This window comes from Bradyrhizobium sp. 1(2017), from assembly GCF_011602485.2.
Taxonomy (GTDB): Bacteria; Pseudomonadota; Alphaproteobacteria; order Rhizobiales; family Xanthobacteraceae; genus Bradyrhizobium.
The window spans coordinates 1614364-1631304 of the sequence record NZ_CP050022.2; the positions used below are offsets into that span (position 1 = coordinate 1614364).

Here is a 16941-nt window from a genome sequence, read left to right on the forward strand (position 1 = left end):
CCCGTCAAAGCGGGAAGCGGCCGATTCACATGCGTTTTTGCATATTTGACGGGCGGCTTCAGGCACTTGAGCCGGAACTGGCAATTTTGAGCCATTTCGACCCCTGGCAGGGAAACAATGAACCGGCGGCACCTGCGGTATGGCCTCTTGCCCGCGAACGGCTTAGATCAGGCCCGACAGATCGAGAGGATCCCGACATGCTGCGCGACGACATCAACAATGCTGTCAAGGAGGCCATGAAGGCCAAGGACGAGCGCAAGCTGTCCACGCTGCGCATGGTCAACTCGACCATCAAGAACGCGGACATCGACGCCCGCGGCAACGGCAAGCCGCCGCTGTCGGATGCAGACCTGCTCGCCGTGCTGCAGAAGATGATCAAGCAGCGCCAGGAGGCGGTCGAGCTCTACGACAAGGGCGGCCGCGCCGAGCTCGCAGCCCAGGAGCGCGAGGAGATCGCGGTGATCTCGGCCTATTTGCCGAAGCAGATGGCGGACGACGAGGTGAAGAACGCAATCGCGGACGCCATCGCCGAAACGGGCGCGAGCGGCATGAAGGACATGGGCAAGGTGATTGCGGTGTTGCGGGCGAAGTACGCGGGACAGATGGATTTCGGCAAGGCCAGCGGTTTGGTGAAGGCGGCGCTGTCTGGTTGAGCCGTCATTCCGGGGCGACGCAAAGCGTCGAGCCCGGAATCTATCGGGCCGCCGCTCCCGTAGCGAAATGGATTCCGGGCTCGCGCTACGCGCGCCCCGGAATGACAAGAAGAAACTGGGAGGCCGCCGATGACCGCCATCAAGCCGTTCCGCATCGCCATTAGTGATGACATCCTCGCCGATCTCAAGTCGCGCCTCGCCCGCACGCGTTGGCCGGAGGCGGAGCTGGTGGACGACTGGAGCCAGGGCGCGCCGCTGAAATGGATCCGGGAGATCTGCAGCCATTGGGCGAACGGTTACGACTGGCGGGCGCGCGAAGCGAAGCTCAACCGCTTCGAGCAGTTCACCACCGAGATCGACGGGCTCGACATCCATTTCATCCATGTTCGTTCGAAGGAAGCAAACGCGCTGCCGCTGATCATCACCCATGGCTGGCCCGGCTCGATCGTCGAATTCCAGAAAGTGATCGCGCCGCTGGTCGATCCTGCCGCGCATGGCGGCAATCCCGCGGATGCGTTTCACGTGGTCTGCCCGTCGCTGCCGGGCTTCGGTTTCTCCGCCAAGCCGAAGACCACCGGCTGGGGCGTCGACCGCATCGCCGCGACCTGGGCGAAGCTGATGGACCGGCTTGGTTATGCGCGCTACGGCGCGCAGGGCGGCGATTGGGGCTCGGCGGTGACGACCTCGCTCGGCGCGCAGGATGCCGCGCACTGCGCCGGCATCCACATCACGCTGTCCTTCAATGCGCCGCCGCGCGTCGAGGGCGAGCCGACGGCGGAAGAGAAGCGTGCGCTCGCCGGCCTCAAGCATTATGTCGATCTCGATTCCGGCTATTCCAAGCAGCAATCGACGCGGCCGCAGACGCTCGGTTATGGCCTGACGGATTCGCCGAGCGGGCAGGCGGCCTGGATCCTGGAAAAGTTCTGGGCCTGGACCGATTGCGACGGCCATCCCGAGAATATCTTCACCAGGGACGAGCTGCTCGACAACGTCATGCTGTACTGGGCGACGGAAACGGCGACCTCCTCTGCGCGTCTCTATTGGGAAAGCTTCGGCAAGCGGCGGACGACGCCGGTGGTCAAGGTGCCGACGGGCGTCGCCGCATTCCCCAAGGAGATCATCACGCCGGTGCGGAGCTGGATGGAGCCGAACTTCCCCAACATTACATATTGGAGCGAGATGGAGAAAGGCGGCCATTTCGCCGCCTTCGAGCAGCCGGAGCTGTTCGTGCGCGATGTCAGGACGTTCTTCGCAACGCTGCGGTAAGCCACGCTGTCATTCCGGGCGACGCTTGGCATTTCCCCGGAATGACGACGGCTCGTCATGCCCGGGCTTGTCCCGGGCATCCACGCCTCTAAACTGGTGGTGAAGCAAGAAGAACGTGGATGGCCGGGACGAGCCCGGCCATGACGACGTTCCCGGGAAACGACCATGCTGACCGAAGCCACAACCTACGACGAGCTCTATCGCAATTTCCGCTGGGATGTCCCGGCGCGCTTCAACATGGCGGAAGCCTGCTGCGACCGTCATGCGGACGGCACGGGCCGGCTCGCACTGATCTATGTCGACGAGAACGGCGCGACCTCGCGAACATCCTTCGACGAAATCGCCGAGATGTCGCGCCGCTTCGCCAATGTGCTGAAGGCGGATGGCCTCGTGCGTGGCGACCGTGTCGCGGTGTTCCTGTCGCAGTCGCTGGAGCTGCCGATCGCACATATGGCGGCGTTCCGCTCCGGCCTGATCTCGATCCCGCTGTTCGCGCTGTTCGGCGAGGACGCGCTGGAGTTCCGCCTGTCGAATTCGCAGGCGAAGGCGATCGTCACGGACGAGGCGGGCTGGGAGAAGCTCACCAAGATCCGCGAACGGCTACCCTATCTACAGGACATCTATGTCACGAGCGGCGCCGTCCATGCCGGCGCAAAGCCGTTCTGGCCAGCGATCGAAACCGCGTCCGAGGATTTTGCAAATGTCGACACCTCCGCCGACGATCCCGCGCTGATCATCTACACCTCGGGCACCACGGGCAATCCCAAGGGCGCGCTGCATGCGCACCGCGTCGTGCTCGGACACTTGCCGAATGTCGAGATGTGCCACAACTTCCTGCCGCGGTCCGGCGATCTCATGTGGACGCCGGCGGACTGGGCCTGGATCGGCGGCCTCGTCAACGGCCTGCTGGCGTTCTGGTATCACGGCATTCCCCTGGTCGGCCATCGCGCGCGCAAATTCGAGCCGCAGGCGGCGATGCAGATGATGGCCGATCTCGGCGTGCGCAACGTCTTCCTGCCGCCGACCGCACTGAAGCTCATGCGTCAGGCCGGCGTGAGGCATCCCGGCGTCAAGCTGCGCAGCATCTTTACGGGCGGTGAATCGCTCGGCGGCGAATTGCTCGGCTGGGTGCGCGAGACCTTCGGCATTGATGCGCATGAAGTGTTCGGCCAGACCGAGTGCAATCTCGTGATCGGCAGCAACTCAAATCTGTTTCCGATCCGCCCCGGGTCCATGGGCAAGGCGACGCCGGGTTTCGACGTTCGCATCGTCGACGACAAGGGCGAAGAGCAGAAGCGCGGGCAGCGCGGCATCATCGGCGTGCGCCAGCCCTGTCCCGTCACTATGCTCGAATACTGGCGCAACCCGGATGCGACGGCGAAGAAATATGCCGGCGAATTCCTGCTCACCGGCGATCTCGGCGTGCAGGACGAGGACGGCTATTTCTGGTATGTGAGCCGCGAGGACGACGTCATCACCACCGCCGGCTATCGTGTCGGTCCGTCCGAGATCGAGCACACGCTGATGAAGCATCCGTCGGTGGCGATGGCCGCGGTGGTCGGCATTCCCGATCCGATCCGCACCGAATCGATCAAGGCCTGGATCGTGCTGCGACCAGGCTTCACCGGCAGCGACGCACTCGCGCGCGAAATCCAGGAGTTCGTGAAGGTGCAGCTTGCCGCCCATGAGTATCCGCGCTTCGTCGCGTTCGCGGAGACGCTGCCGATGACCGCGACCGGCAAGGTGCTGCGGCGCGAGCTGCGGGCGAAGGGCTAGCTTTTCGACAATGGCAAAGACCTCTCAAGCCGCGGGGCTCCACCGCGCTTCATTGGCTAAGCTCCACGATCTCGATGCGGCGCTGGAGCTGATGTATTACGGCTGGCGCGGCATGACGCTGGAGGCCGACGATTATCTTGCGAAGCAGGGCCTGTCGCGTCCGCACCATCGCATCCTCTATGTCGTGGCGCGCCGGCCCGACATCGCGATCGGCGCGCTGATCGAGATCCTCGGCATTTCCAAGCAGGCTCTCAACCGGCCGCTCAATCTGCTCCTGGAGCGCAAGCTCCTGACGTCGAAGCGCTCGCCCGAGCAGCATCGCTCCAAACTGCTGCGCCTGACCGAAGCGGGGCAGCGCATCGAGCAAAGGGCGTCGGACCACGAACGCAAGGTGCTGCGCGAGGCGTTCGATCGCGTCGGGGTATCAGGTGCGGCGGCATGGATGGGCGTCATGGAGGCGATCGCCGACAACAACTGACGAAATCTAAAGTCAATATGATTGACATGAGAGACGGGCTTTGTCACTTTCCCGGCCAAGGAGCCAGGGGAGGGCCCGTGTCATGACTGGACAGGCAATGAATCGCGCGGCCGCCGAACCCTTTGTAGCGGCATGGTGCGCGAACTGGCGCAGGGTGGATATCGACGCGGTCGTTGCCCATTTCGCCGACGATGCGCAGATGCGTAGCCCTCTTGCGCTCACATTGACGGGCTCTCCCACGGTCATCGGCGCCGAGAACATCCGCGCCTATTGGCGGAAGGCCTATGGTCACATCGAAGGCGCGGACCTGAAGATCCTGAGCTGGAGCTGGGACGACGCCATCGCGCGGCTGACGGTGTGGTGGCAGCTCGGCGACACGCGGGCCAGCGAATTCATGGATTTCGACGATGCGGGCCGTGTGGTGCGCAGCGAAGCTTTTTACGGAAAATGACCATGCACCTTTCGGATATCGTTCTGCTTCTCAACACGCTTTGGTTCGTCGGCGCCTTCGTCCAGTTCAGCATAGCACAAGCCAACACGCTGAAGATCCTGCTGCCGCGGGAAGAGCGCAGCAATCCGATCGCGCCGACGCTGGCCGCCAGCGTGGCGTTCCTGGGTGGGATGAATCTCCCGATTGGACTTTTGTCGTTCTATCTGCTGGTCGCTCGTCCCTCCTTCTTCCAGCCGATCGAGGCCCAGCTGGCGCTATTCTTGTTCTTCGCGGCCTGCCATTTCAGCCAGTTCGCCTACAACGTTCCGGTTCTGATGCGCGGTGGACGCGTCGGGGTTGCCTACTGGCCCGTGTTGAAGGGCCCGATGCTCAGGATCTTCGTCATCGACGCCGCTTTGTTCGCAGCCAATCTCGGCGTGGCGCTTCTGCTCACGTCGCGCGCCTGACACACGTCAGGCGAAGCCGCAGCGGTATTCTCCGACCGCCCAACTCATGGGTGCAAGGATCGCCAGAGCGCGCTAACATCCGCCTCACAGCGTGCGGCGAAGATCGCGTGAGGGAGGAAGCTAATGTCGATCTCGGGCAAGGTCGATCCGGTGGTGCGTCCCGTCGTGGCGACCGACATCGCCGAGGCGCTCGTCGAGGGCCTGCGCGATTTCCAGGCGCTGCCGTTCTACGGCCTCTGCTTCGGTGCGCTCTATGCCGCCGGCGGCATCGCCATCATGCTCTGCCTCACCGCCTTCGGCATGGTCTATCTCGTCTATCCCCTGGCCGCCGGTTTCGCGCTGATCGGGCCGTTTGTCGCGATCGGTCTCTATGAGGTCAGCCGCCGCCGCGAGCGCGGCGAGCCCGTTTCCTTCGGCGCGATCTGGTCGGCGATACGCTCGCGCAGCGAGATCGGCTGGATGGCGTTCGTGACGCTGTTCGTGTTCGTGATCTGGATGTACCAGGTGCGACTCCTGATCGCGCTGCTGCTCGGCCTCAATGTCTCGTTCTCGAGCTTGCAGGAATTTATGACGGTGGTGCTGACAACCAATGAGGGCCTGCTGTTCCTCGCCATCGGAAATGCGGTCGGTGCCGTGCTGTCGCTGATCCTGTTCTCGCTCACCGTGGTGTCGTTTCCGCTGCTGCTCGACCGCGACGTCGATTTTGTCACAGCCATGGTGACGAGCGTGCGCGCCGTGGTGACGAGCCCGCTGCCGATGATCGGCTGGGCCGCGGTCATCGTGATGCTGCTGATCGTCTCGGCGCTGCCTTACTTCCTCGGCCTGGTCGTGACCCTGCCGGTGCTGGGGCATGCGACCTGGCATCTCTATCGGCGGCTGGTGGTGCCGGTCTGAGGTTGTCGCCCCCGCGAAGGCGGGGGCCCATAACCCCAGGGAGTAGTTGTAGCGCGAAGTTGTAACCGCGAGTCTTCGCCAAACTCTATCCTGTGGCTATGGGTCCCGGATCGGCGCGCGCTTGAGGCGCGCTTGTCCGGGACGACACCGAGGTTGCGGCAACTACGGCGTCTTGATCCCCATCGCCTTCAGCGCATCGAGCATCCGCTGCGGCGGGCCCAGCTTGACGACCAGCGGCTGGCCGGTCTCGAGCACGCTCTTGAGGCTGGACAGGATCGCCGGCCAGCCGGAGCGCCCGCCTGCGAGGATGTCGTCACTCAGCGGGCGGTCATGGCCCTCGCTCATGGTAAGCCGGACCGCATCGCCGACCTGTTCGATCTCGTAGGTGACGAGCGTCGGGCCGAGCTTCTCGACCAGCTCGGGCCAGTTCACGTTGAACGTGACCGCGAGCTTGCGCGGCGGGTCGTAGGCGAGAACCTCGCCGCTGATGTGCAGCGCGCCGTCAGGCGTGCGCACGGTGAAGGCGCCGCCGAGCCGCGGCTCGACCTCGACGGCATTGCCGAAGAAATACTGCCGGCTGAACTCCGCCGAGGTCAGCGCCTGCCATACCTTCTCCGGCGTCGAGGCGATGTAGATGGTATAGACCGTGAGCGGCTTGAACTGATCGAGGTTCATTTTGCGTCGAATCCCTTGTTGAGCGCCGCGCGCGGAATGGCGAGCACCTTGCCTCTCTCCAGCAGGCTCTTGAGCCCGGACAGGATCGCGGGCCAGCCATTGGAGACGGCGCCGAGATATTTGCCGCCTTCGACGAATCCGTCATGCAGCACGGTCAAACGCACGAGCGGGCCGAAAGGCTCGAGCGTGAAGACGACGCGCGATATTGGTTCACCGCGCAGTTCCTCGAACTTGTGGTGCTTGAAGCTGTAGGACAGGCGCCGCGGCGGATCGGCCTCGAGGATCTCGCCGGAATCGGTGACTTCGCCGTCGAGCAGGAGCGCGAAGGGCGAGCCGACTTTCCAGTCGGACCGGACTTCGGCGCCGAACCAATATTGCTTCGTGAATTCGCTCGACGTCAGCGCCTGCCACAGCTCCTCTGCTGTGGTCTCGATATAGGTCACGTAGACGAATTCCGGCTTACTCATCGCGTTTCTCCAACTGACGTTTCAACTCGCTGAGCGCGGCGAGCTTGCCGCGCTCGAATTTCCTGATCCAGCGTTCGCCGATCTGATGGATCGGCACGGGGTTGAGATAGTGCAGCTTCTCGCGGCCATGCCTGATGGCGGTGACGAGATTGGCCTCCTCCAGAATCGCAAGGTGCTTGGTCACGGCCTGGCGCGTCATCGCGAGGCCTTCGCAGAGCTCGTTCAGCGTCTGGCCATTCCTGGCGTGAAGCCTGTCCAGCAGCGACCGTCGTGACGCATCGGCGAGCGCTTTGAAGACCTCATCCATGGCGGTGATAATAGGCAACCAAATGGTTGCATGTCAAGAACCCGTCCGTCGTCATTCCGGGGCGACGCGTCAGCGTCGAACCCGGAATCTCGAGGTTCCGGATGACCGCTGCGCGGTTTCCGGAATGACTCTTGAGAAATCGTGTTTTTGGCGCGCGTAGATCACTGTGCTAGCCTCGCGTCTCAGCCAACGCAGATTGGTCCCGGGAGGACTTCATGTTCCGTTGCGTCCCGACTGCTGCCTTGCTCGTTTTTTTCGCTGGCAGCACGGCCGTTCACGCCCAGAAACAGCAGATGATCGGCGCGCCTCCGGAAGCGTCCAACATGAAGCTGGTCGGCATGAACGACCTTCAGGGGCGCAGCGCCTATCAGCCGACGATCCATCACCAGGGCGATCGCTGGATCGCCTATATCGGCCATCACGGCGGCACCGACGACGTGCCCAACCCCGTCAACCCGATAACGGGCAAGGCCGAGCCGAACGGGACGTCCATCGTCGACGTCACCGATCCCGCGCGTCCAAAATATCTGCGGCACCTGCCGGGGCAGGAAGGCAAGTACGAATCCGGCGGCGCGCAGATGGTGCGGGTCTGCGACGGCAAGGCGTTGCCGAAGGGCGATCCGAACGCGGTCTACATGCTGCGCACTTTCGGCAGCGAGGCGCACGAGATCTGGAACGTCACTGATCCCGCCAGCCCCGTGCTCCTCACCCGCATCGGCGGCTTGAAGGACACGCACAAGAGCTGGTGGGAGTGCGACACCGGCATTGCCTTCCTCGTCTCGGGCGCGCCGGACTGGCGCACGCGACGCATGACGCAGGTTTACGATCTCTCCGATCCCGCGCATCCGCAGAAAATCCGCGACTTCGGCCTGCCGGGCCAGGAGCCGGGCGCGACCGGCGCGGTGCCGACCGAATTGCACGGGCCGATCTCGACCGGTCCGAACGGCAACCGCGTCTATTTCGGCTACGGCACCAACAAGGGCGGTATGCTGCAGATCGTCGATCGCGAGAAGCTCTTGAGCGGGCCGAAGGAGCCGACGCCGGACAATCTGCGCTATCCCGAGATCGCGCGCATGCCGATGTCCGCCTTCAACGGCGCGCACACGACATTCCCGATGCTGGACATGCCCATCGCCGAATTCGCCGAGGACAAGGACGGCAAGATGCGTGACATCGTCATGATCGTGGACGAGGCGATCCTGAACGAATGCGGCGAGGCGCGGCAGATGGTGTGGTTCGCCGACGTCACCACCGAGACGCGGCCGATGATGATCTCGAGCTATACGGTGCCGGAGGCGAGCGGGCAGTTCTGCCAGCGCGGCGGCCGCTTCGGCGCGCATTCCTCCAACGAAAGCATGGCGCCGGTCTACTACAGGAAGATGGCCTTCATCGCGTTCTTCAATGCCGGCGTGCGCGCGCTCGACATCCGCGATCCCTATCACCCCAGGGAGGTCGGCCATTTCATTCCGTCGATCACTGCCGCCACCGACAAGCGCTGCATCCCGATCGAGGGCGGCGAGCGCTGCAAGGTCGCGATCCAGACCAACAATGTCGAGACGGACGATCGTGGCTACATCTACATCGTCGATCGTGCCAACACGGGTTTGCATATTCTCGAGCTGACAGGACCGGCGCGCACTGTCGCCGGCCTGCCGAGGAACTGACGATGTGGCGCGCATCCGCGATCGCGGCGATGATGATCGCGTGCAGTGTGTCCCGCGTCGGAGCTGAGCGGCTTGCTCCGCGGCGGTCCTGGGATATGGAAAGGCTGCGGCGTACTGGATACCCCGCTTTCGCGGGGTATGGCACCGCAATCTGGCGAACAGCTCCGTCTTCCGTTCCCGCCATTCCCGTGCATTAATATCGCAACCGCTCTCACCCCGAGTCCTCCCCATGATGTCCATGCAAGCCTACCTCGCCTTCGTCGCCGCCTGCATTGCGCTGGCGCTGCTACCGGGGCCGATCGTCACCCTCGTCATCGCCAACGGCCTGCGCCACGGCACTCGCGCAGCCCTCACCAACGTTGCGGGCGCGCAGGCCGGGCTTGCCATCGTCATCGGCATCGTCGCGGTCGGCTTGACCTCGCTGATGGCGACCATGGGCTACTGGTTCGACTGGGTGCGCTTTGCCGGCGCCGCCTATCTGATCTGGCTCGGCATCAGGCTGATCTGGGCACCGGTCGAGGGCGTGGACGTCGATGCGCCGCCTCCGCCGCCGCGCGGCGGCTTCTTCCTGCAGGGATTTCTGGTGCTGCTGTCGAACCCGAAGGTGCTGGTGTTCTTCGGCGCCTTCATTCCGCAGTTCATGGACATGAACCAGCCGCACTTTCCGCAGGTCGCGCTGCTGGGCGCGACCTTCATGGTCACGGCGGTCGTGACGGACGCGCTCTACGCCATCGCCGCCGGCCGCGCCCGAAAATTCTTCTCGGCGCGCCGCACGCGCATGATGTCGCGCATCTCCGGCGGCTTCATGATCGGCGGCGGCATCTGGCTGGCACTGACCAGGGCGAAGTGAGCTCAAATCGGCAGCTGCGCCTTCAGCTCCATTTCGATCTCGGCAAAGATCCGCGCCAGCCGTTCGGCCCATTGCTGCTGGCCGGACTGGTCGGCGATGAGATCCTGGCGGATCTCGATGCCGGTGTTGACGAGGCCGCGCGCCTCGCCGTGCACGGGAATGGTGTAGTCGGTGAGGTCGTTCACCGCATAGGGCTCGTTGTCGCCGACGACGAGATCGCTCTCGCTCCGGAGATGTTTCAACAGCAGCTGCTGCAGCACGGTGTCGCGGTTGTACAGCGCGCCGATGTGCCAGGGCCGCGCCACGCCGGCATAGACCGGCGTGAAGCTGTGCAGCGAGACCAGTATCGTCGGCCGCTCGTCGTGCAGACGGCGGTTGATCGCGGTATCGATGCGATCATGATAGGGCGCGAAGATCTCGCGTCGCCGCGCCTCGCGCTCCCATTGCGAAATCCCCTCGTTACGCGGGATCGCGGTGGCTTCGGAGATGACCGGGATCGAGCTCGCCGCGGCAGGCGGGCGGTTGCAGTCGATCACGAGCCGCGAATAGCGCTGCGCGATCAGATGCGCGTCGAGCATTCTTGCCAAGCGCTCGGCGACGCCGGCGATGCCGATGTCCCAGCCGATGTGCCTGACAAGCTCGCTTTCCGCGACGCCGAGATTGCCGAGCGCGCGCGGCAACACCCGCCCGTAGTGATCCGAGGTGAGCAGGAAGGGCGATTGTCCCTCCGCATTCACCTCGTGCACGGGCGCAATGTCGCCCGCGCCGAGGATCTGATCGGCCGCCTCAGCTGTGTCGAGAGTCATCCTGATTGCCTATGGAGAAAGTCGCCGCGGAAGTCGGGCGGGCATCGGTATAGATTGGTTCGCGCGAAATCACCATGATCGCGTCGTCCTGGCGAAAGCCTGGACCCATGGTTACCGAACGCGGCAATGGGCAAGCCGATCGCCCCGGCGTCGGGCCACACTGCCAGCCGGGGATAATGGGTCCTGGCTTTCGCCAGGACGACCGTGGAGAGGCAGTGTGCCCTCGTCGCCATACGCGGCGCTGTCGTTCCCTATCATTCGCAGCTATAGAGCCTCCATGACCTCCGATCGTCTCTTCGTCTACGGCACCCTGATGCGCGGCTTCGATCATCCGATGGCGCGGCTGCTTGCGGCTCATGCGGATTTCCTGGGGGAGGCCAGCTGTCGCGGCAAGCTCGTGCTGGTGAAGCATTATCCGGGGCTGCTGCTGTCGGACGCGCCGTCCGATCTCGTTCATGGCGAGCTCTTCCACCTGCGCGCGGGCGACGAACTCCTGCGCGAGCTCGACATGTACGAAGCCTGCGGCGAAGGTTTTCCGGAGCCGACCGAATATCTGCGCCAGCTCATCAACGTGACGCTGGCGGACGGGGCCGCCGGCAAGGCCTGGACCTACATCTACAACTGGCCCGTCACCGATCTGCCGATCATCGAGTCCGGCCGCTTCCTGGAGCATTAGTTCTCGAGCATGATCTCCGCGCCAACACGTTCCGCGTCTGTCGCGAGGGAAAACCGCTGCGCACCTTGCGCCAACGCGGTCCTTTGGGTCCGGATCATGCTCTAGGCCGACAGCACTTCCTTCACCAGGCGCACGTCGATCTCGTGCTCGACATAGGTCCACTCTTCGGTCTGTCTCAGCATCGCCACCAGCTCCTCGAACAGCGAGGCATCGGGGGGCGCGAACTCGAACCATGTCAGGAAGTCGAAGGGACCGCCGAGATCGCGGCTGTGATAGAGCTGCCGCGCGATGGCGGGCAGGAAACGAAGGGTGCTGGCTATGTGGTGCGATCTGTCCTCGAAGATTTGGCGGCGCTCTTCCTGCGTCAGCTCCCACCAGGCCTGCGACTTGCGGATCGGAATCAACGCGGCGCTGGTTGCCTCCAACCGGCCGAGGTCGGCCTGCACCGCCATGAGCTGCTGCTTCTCGGGCCGCTCGGTGTAGCGCAAGCTGCTAGCGACGCCGACCAGCCGCCAGGCATTGCGCGAGGGCACGAGCGGCAACGAGACGGCCTCGCTGTCGGTCACCGACAGCGCCGGCACGAAGGGCAGGGGCTCGCCCGTCACGGGCGATAGCGACGTCACGCGCCAACCCCCGCTGTGGCCGCCTCGAAACGTCCTGAACATGCCGCCATGGAAGCGTGGAACCGAGCCGGGTTCAAGGCCTCTCTCCTGTCATTCCGGGCCGCGCCCTGGCGCGAGCCCGGAATGACGGAAGGATGACGCAAGGGGCTGTGAATAGGTCGAATAACCCGGATAAGCCCGACAAACCTAGCCTTAGGCCGCGCCGCACCTATATCCCTGATCCCCAGTCCGACTCACCCGGTTTCGCGCTACACACAGGCCATGCGCTTCACGCCCCAGTTCCTCGACGAGCTTCGCGCCCGGCTTTCGGTTTCCGAGGTCGTGGGCAAGCGCGTCAAGCTGAAGAAGGCGGGGCGGGAGTGGAAGGGGCTGTCGCCGTTCCAGCAGGAGAAGACGCCGTCCTTCTACGTCAACGACCAGAAGGGTTTTTACCACGACTTCTCCTCCGGCAAGCACGGCGACATCATCGCCTTCGTGATGGAAACCGATGGCGTGCCGTTTGCGGAGGCCGTGGAGCGGCTCGCCAACATGGCGGGCCTGCCGTTGCCGGCGGTGACGCCGGACGCCGCGCGGCACGAGCAGCGGCGCCGCACCCTGCATGACGTCATGGATCTCGCGGCAAAATTCTTTGCGGAGACGCTGGCCTCGCGTCTCGGTGCCAAGGCGCGCGGCTATCTCGCCGACCGCGCCATCTCGCCGGCGACGCAATTACAGTTCCGCCTCGGCTATGCCCCGCCCGACCGCTTCGCGCTGAAGGAGCATCTCGGCAAGCTCGGCATCTCCGTCGACGACATGGTCGAAACCGGTCTGTTGATTGGCGGCGACGACATACCCGTGCCGTACGATCGCTTCCGCGATCGCGTGATGTTTCCGATCACGGATCTGCGCGGCCGCGTCATTGCCTTTGGCGGGCGCGCGCTGGAGAAGGACGTTCCGGCCAAATACCTGAATTCGCCGGAGACGCCGCTCTTCCACAAGGGCGACAATCTCTACAACCACCAGACCGCGCGCAAAGCCACCCATGACGGCGGCGCGCTGATCGTGGTCGAAGGCTATGTCGACGTCATCGCCATGGTCACCGCGGGCTTCGCCGGCGCCGTCGCGCCGCTCGGCACCGCGCTCACCGAAAGCCAGCTCGCGCTGCTCTGGAAGATGGCGGACGAGCCGATCCTCTGCTTCGACGGCGACCGCGCCGGGCAGAAGGCGGCCTATCGTGCTGCGGACCTTGCCTTGCCGTTCCTCGCACCAGGAAAGAGTCTTCGTTTCGCGCTGCTGCCCGAGGGGCAGGACCCCGACGATCTCGTCCGCTCGGGCGGGCGCGGCGCGATCGAGGAGGTGATCGCGGCTGCGCGTCCGCTTGCCGAGATGCTCTGGTCGCGCGAGCTCGAAGGCGGCAATTTCGCCACCCCCGAGCGCCGCGCCGCGCTGGAGGCCCGCATCAAGGAGCTCTCCAACGGCATCCGCGACGAGGTGGTGCGGCGATATTATCGCGACGATTTTGCCGATCGGCTGCAGCGCGCCTTTGCCCCCGAGGGCGGGCGCGGCGGATTTGGCGGCCGGGGCAATTTCCGCCAGGGCGGCGGCCGCTCCTTCCAGCCCCGCGGCGGGGCGGGCGCGAATCGATTCGGTGGTCAGGGGTTTGGGGGAGGCCGCCGCGGTCCGCCCGGTTCCCTCCCGCTGCCGTCCGGCCCCTACCAGGCGGCGAGCCCCCAGTTGGCGGCCAGCCCAATCATGCGCGGCCAGCGCAGCGCGATCTCCCGCCGGGAGGCCCTAATCCTGCAATGCCTGATCAACCACCCCTGGCTGCTGCACGAGCATCTCGAGGAGGTTGCCGCGCTGGAGCTGGCTCACCCCGAGGCCCACAAGCTCCGGGCCGGCATCATCGCCGCCTTCGCCAACGACCATCACCACTCGCCGGACCCCGGCGAGCAGGCCGAGAAGATGCGCAGCGACCTCGAAAAGGGAGGATTTTCTCAAACTCTTCAAAGAGTTGAGAATGGTATCACGACCGCGGCGGTGTGGGGCGCCCGCGAGGGCGCAGCGCGGGACGATGTTCTTGCCACCTGGCATCAGCTGGTTGCCTTGCATCGGCAATGGCATTCACTACTTAGAGAGCTGAAAGACGCCGAGCTGGCCTTGGGGGAGGACCCCAGCGAGGCCAATTTGGCATGGCTGCGTGACGTCAAGGCTCGGATAGGCGAAGTCGACGGTACCGAGGCCCTGATTGAGGGCTTCGGCGAGCTGTCAGGCCGGCTCCAGAAGAGCGTGTGATGAAAGAATCATGCGGACGGCCGGGACCGGAACCGCTAAAAGACTCGCCAAATCCAAGGTTTGGCGGCAAAAACAGGGTTAATCGAGGCTTAACGGTCTTGTAGCACTTTGGCCCAGAGGCGGCCGCAGGCAGAACAGACGCGTCAGGAATAAATCCGCGCAATCGCTGTTGGCACTACACCTGCATCCGCTGCGACAAAGAGGCTCACGAAGCGTTAGGCAATTCCGGCGAGAGAGAGTTGGGGGTGGCGAGAGTTGGGTGCGCCGCCCTTTCCGTGTCGAGAGCTGCCGAAGCGAGAGCGTCGAGCAACAGGTTCAAGTGAATTCAGGCGGGCGCGGCGAACGCCCTGCATGAAGCGCGTTTAGGAGCAATGGATGGCCACCAAGGCAAAGACGCTGCAGGCGAAGGACAAGGAAAAAGACGACAAGGCAGCGGATGCGCCGGAAAAGGATTCCCAGGACGCGCCCTCGCCCTTGCTCGACCTTTCCGACGCCGCCGTGAAGAAGATGATCAAGCAGGCCAAGAAGCGCGGCTTCGTGACCTTCGATCAGCTCAACGAAGTCTTGCCGTCGGACCAGACCTCGCCCGAACAGATCGAGGACATCATGTCGATGCTCTCGGACATGGGCATCAACGTCACCGAAGCCGACGATAGCGAAGGCGAGGACGAGAAGGACGAGGGTGACGACGAGACCGACAACGAGCTCGTCGAGGTCACCCAGAAGGCCGTCACCGAGGTCAAGAAGAGCGAGCCGGGCGAGCGCACCGACGATCCCGTGCGCATGTATCTGCGCGAGATGGGCACGGTCGAGCTGCTCTCCCGTGAAGGCGAAATCGCGATCGCCAAGCGCATCGAGGCCGGCCGCGAGGCGATGATCGCAGGCCTGTGCGAAAGCCCGCTGACATTCCAGGCCATCATCATCTGGCGCGACGAGCTCAACGAGGGCAAGATCTTCCTCCGCGACATCATCGATCTCGAAGCGACCTATGCCGGCCCCGACGCCAAGGGCGGCATGAACAATGCGATGATCGCAGGTCCCAATGGCGAGGCCGGTGAAGCGCCGGCCGAGGGCGGCGAAGCCGCCGCGTCGGCGGGTGCGCCTGCGCATGTGGCGCCGCCCGCTGCGCCCCCGTCGCCGACCCCGTTCCGTGCCGCGCCCGCCGGCGGCGGTGCTGAGGCCGGCGAGGAGAAGGATCCGGGCGAGGCTGCCGCCGAATCCGACATGGATGACGACGAGTTCGAGAATCAGATGTCGCTCGCGGCGATCGAGGCCGAGCTCAAGCCGAAGGTGGTCGAGATCTTCGACAAGATCGCCGACAGCTACAAGAAGCTGCGCAAGCTTCAGGAGCAGGACATCCAGAACCAGCTCCAGAACGAGTCGCTCTCGCCTCACCAGGAGCGCAAGTACAAGAAGCTGAAGGACGAGATCATCGTCGAGGTGAAGTCGCTGCGCCTCAACCAGGCCCGCATCGACTCGCTCGTCGAGCAGCTCTACGACATCAACAAGCGCCTCGTTTCGCACGAGGGCCGCCTGATGCGCCTTGCCGACAGCCACGGCGTCGCGCGCGAGGACTTCTTGCGCAACTACACCGGCTCGGAGCTCGATCCGCGCTGGCTCAACCGTGTCTCGAAGCTTTCGGCCAAGGGCTGGAAGAACTTCGTCCATCACGAGAAGGACCGCATCAAGGACCTTCGCCACGAGGTGCATCAGCTCGCGGCGCTGACCGGCCTCGAGATCGTCGAGTTCCGCAAGATCGTGCACTCCGTGCAGAAGGGCGAGCGCGAAGCACGCCAGGCCAAGAAGGAGATGGTGGAAGCCAACCTCCGTCTCGTGATCTCGATCGCCAAGAAATACACCAACCGCGGCCTGCAGTTCCTCGACCTGATTCAGGAAGGCAACATCGGCCTGATGAAGGCGGTCGACAAGTTCGAGTACCGCCGCGGCTACAAGTTCTCGACCTACGCGACGTGGTGGATCCGGCAGGCGATCACCCGCTCGATTGCCGATCAGGCGCGCACCATCCGCATCCCCGTGCACATGATCGAGACGATCAACAAGATCGTGCGCACGAGCCGCCAGATGCTCAACGAGATCGGCCGCGAGCCCACTCCTGAGGAGTTGGCCGAAAAGCTCGGCATGCCGCTCGAGAAAGTGCGAAAAGTCCTCAAGATCGCCAAGGAGCCCTTGTCGCTCGAGACGCCTGTCGGTGACGAAGAGGATTCGCATCTCGGCGATTTCATCGAGGACAAGAACGCGATCCTGCCGATCGACGCCGCGATCCAGTCCAACCTGCGCGAGACCACGACGCGCGTCTTGGCCTCGCTCACCCCGCGCGAAGAGCGCGTGCTGCGCATGCGCTTCGGCATCGGCATGAACACGGACCACACGCTGGAAGAAGTCGGCCAGCAGTTCTCGGTGACGCGCGAGCGTATCCGCCAGATCGAGGCCAAGGCGCTGCGCAAGCTGAAGCATCCGTCCCGGTCGCGGAAGCTGCGGAGCTTTCTGGACAATTGATCGTCGACGGCGATCCAAAGCGAAACGGCGGGCCTTGGCCCGCCGTTTTTGTTCGTCATTGCGAGGACGGCGACGCAATCCAGAGTCTTTCCGCAAAGGGATCTTTGGATTGCTTCGCGGA

The 16941-nt window shown here is 64.3% G+C and carries 17 protein-coding genes; 12 read left to right on the forward strand and 5 right to left on the reverse strand.

What is annotated here, in order from left to right; genetic code table 11:
• The first annotated feature begins 197 nt into the window (after positions 1-197).
• From HAP40_RS07785 to HAP40_RS07815, 7 genes are all read left to right on the forward strand, one after another.
• Positions 198-653, forward strand: a complete 456-nt coding sequence (locus tag HAP40_RS07785; protein ID WP_166818356.1) for a GatB/YqeY domain-containing protein — start codon at positions 198-200, stop codon at positions 651-653.
• Positions 654-782: 129 nt separating this feature from the next.
• A complete protein-coding gene (locus tag HAP40_RS07790; protein WP_166818355.1) occupies positions 783-1919 on the forward strand; it encodes an epoxide hydrolase family protein in 1137 nt (378 codons plus the stop codon).
• A 165-nt stretch (positions 1920-2084) separates the two neighbouring features.
• Complete coding sequence (locus HAP40_RS07795) at positions 2085-3695, forward strand: acyl-CoA synthetase (RefSeq protein WP_166818354.1); 1611 nt, start codon at positions 2085-2087, stop codon at positions 3693-3695.
• 10 nt (positions 3696-3705) lie between these two features.
• Positions 3706-4173, forward strand: a complete 468-nt coding sequence (locus HAP40_RS07800) for a MarR family winged helix-turn-helix transcriptional regulator (protein ID WP_166818353.1) — start codon at positions 3706-3708, stop codon at positions 4171-4173.
• Between the two features lie 97 nt (positions 4174-4270).
• Entirely contained in the window at positions 4271-4624 is a 354-nt protein-coding gene (locus HAP40_RS07805; RefSeq protein WP_414645375.1) for a nuclear transport factor 2 family protein, read from the forward strand.
• A gap of 2 nt (positions 4625-4626) precedes the next feature.
• On the forward strand, positions 4627-5070 hold the full coding sequence (locus tag HAP40_RS07810) for a hypothetical protein (protein WP_166818351.1): 444 nt from the start codon (positions 4627-4629) through the stop codon (positions 5068-5070).
• 123 nt (positions 5071-5193) lie between these two features.
• Positions 5194-5964, forward strand: a complete 771-nt coding sequence (locus HAP40_RS07815; RefSeq protein ID WP_166818350.1) for a DUF2189 domain-containing protein — start codon at positions 5194-5196, stop codon at positions 5962-5964.
• 162 nt (positions 5965-6126) lie between these two features.
• On the opposite strand, the gene HAP40_RS07820 is transcribed toward HAP40_RS07815, so the two are convergent.
• From HAP40_RS07820 to HAP40_RS07830, 3 genes are read right to left on the reverse strand one after another with little or no spacing between them, the layout of a single operon-like run.
• Positions 6127-6639 carry an SRPBCC family protein gene (locus HAP40_RS07820; RefSeq protein ID WP_166818349.1) on the reverse strand — a complete coding sequence of 171 codons (513 nt, stop codon included), beginning with the start codon at positions 6637-6639 and terminating at the stop codon, positions 6127-6129.
• A complete protein-coding gene (locus tag HAP40_RS07825; protein ID WP_166818348.1) occupies positions 6636-7106 on the reverse strand; it encodes an SRPBCC family protein in 471 nt (156 codons plus the stop codon). Before HAP40_RS07825 ends, HAP40_RS07820 begins: the two co-directional genes overlap by 4 nt.
• Positions 7099-7413, reverse strand: coding sequence for an ArsR/SmtB family transcription factor (locus HAP40_RS07830; protein ID WP_166818347.1), 315 nt, complete (start codon positions 7411-7413; stop codon positions 7099-7101). The genes HAP40_RS07825 and HAP40_RS07830 overlap by 8 nt, the downstream gene beginning before the upstream one ends.
• A gap of 215 nt (positions 7414-7628) precedes the next feature.
• Between HAP40_RS07830 and HAP40_RS07835 the strand changes: the two genes are divergently transcribed.
• Positions 7629-9077: an LVIVD repeat-containing protein gene (locus HAP40_RS07835; protein ID WP_166818346.1), complete on the forward strand. Its 1449-nt coding sequence runs from the start codon at positions 7629-7631 to the stop codon at positions 9075-9077.
• A 229-nt stretch (positions 9078-9306) separates the two neighbouring features.
• Positions 9307-9927 carry a LysE family translocator gene (locus HAP40_RS07840; protein WP_208024804.1) on the forward strand — a complete coding sequence of 207 codons (621 nt, stop codon included), beginning with the start codon at positions 9307-9309 and terminating at the stop codon, positions 9925-9927.
• A gap of 2 nt (positions 9928-9929) precedes the next feature.
• Here HAP40_RS07840 and HAP40_RS07845 read toward each other — a convergent pair whose 3' ends face one another.
• On the reverse strand, positions 9930-10733 hold the full coding sequence (locus HAP40_RS07845; protein ID WP_166818345.1) for an N-formylglutamate amidohydrolase: 804 nt from the start codon (positions 10731-10733) through the stop codon (positions 9930-9932).
• Positions 10734-11010: 277 nt separating this feature from the next.
• Here HAP40_RS07845 and HAP40_RS07850 point away from each other — a divergent pair, with 277 nt between their 5' ends.
• A complete protein-coding gene (locus HAP40_RS07850) occupies positions 11011-11409 on the forward strand; it encodes a gamma-glutamylcyclotransferase family protein (RefSeq protein ID WP_166818344.1) in 399 nt (132 codons plus the stop codon).
• Positions 11410-11510: 101 nt separating this feature from the next.
• Here the strand turns inward: HAP40_RS07850 and HAP40_RS07855 are convergent, their stop codons facing one another.
• A complete protein-coding gene (locus HAP40_RS07855) occupies positions 11511-12074 on the reverse strand; it encodes a chlorite dismutase family protein (protein ID WP_166818343.1) in 564 nt (187 codons plus the stop codon).
• Positions 12075-12293: 219 nt separating this feature from the next.
• On the opposite strand from HAP40_RS07855, the gene dnaG reads away from it, so the two are divergent.
• Both dnaG and rpoD read left to right on the forward strand, forming a co-directional pair.
• Complete coding sequence (dnaG, locus tag HAP40_RS07860) at positions 12294-14303, forward strand: DNA primase (protein WP_166818342.1); 2010 nt, start codon at positions 12294-12296, stop codon at positions 14301-14303.
• Positions 14304-14678: 375 nt separating this feature from the next.
• Positions 14679-16820 (forward strand): RNA polymerase sigma factor RpoD, encoded by a 2142-nt coding sequence (gene rpoD, locus HAP40_RS07865; protein WP_166818341.1) that lies wholly within the window; start codon positions 14679-14681, stop codon positions 16818-16820.
• Positions 16821-16941: the final 121 nt, after the last annotated feature.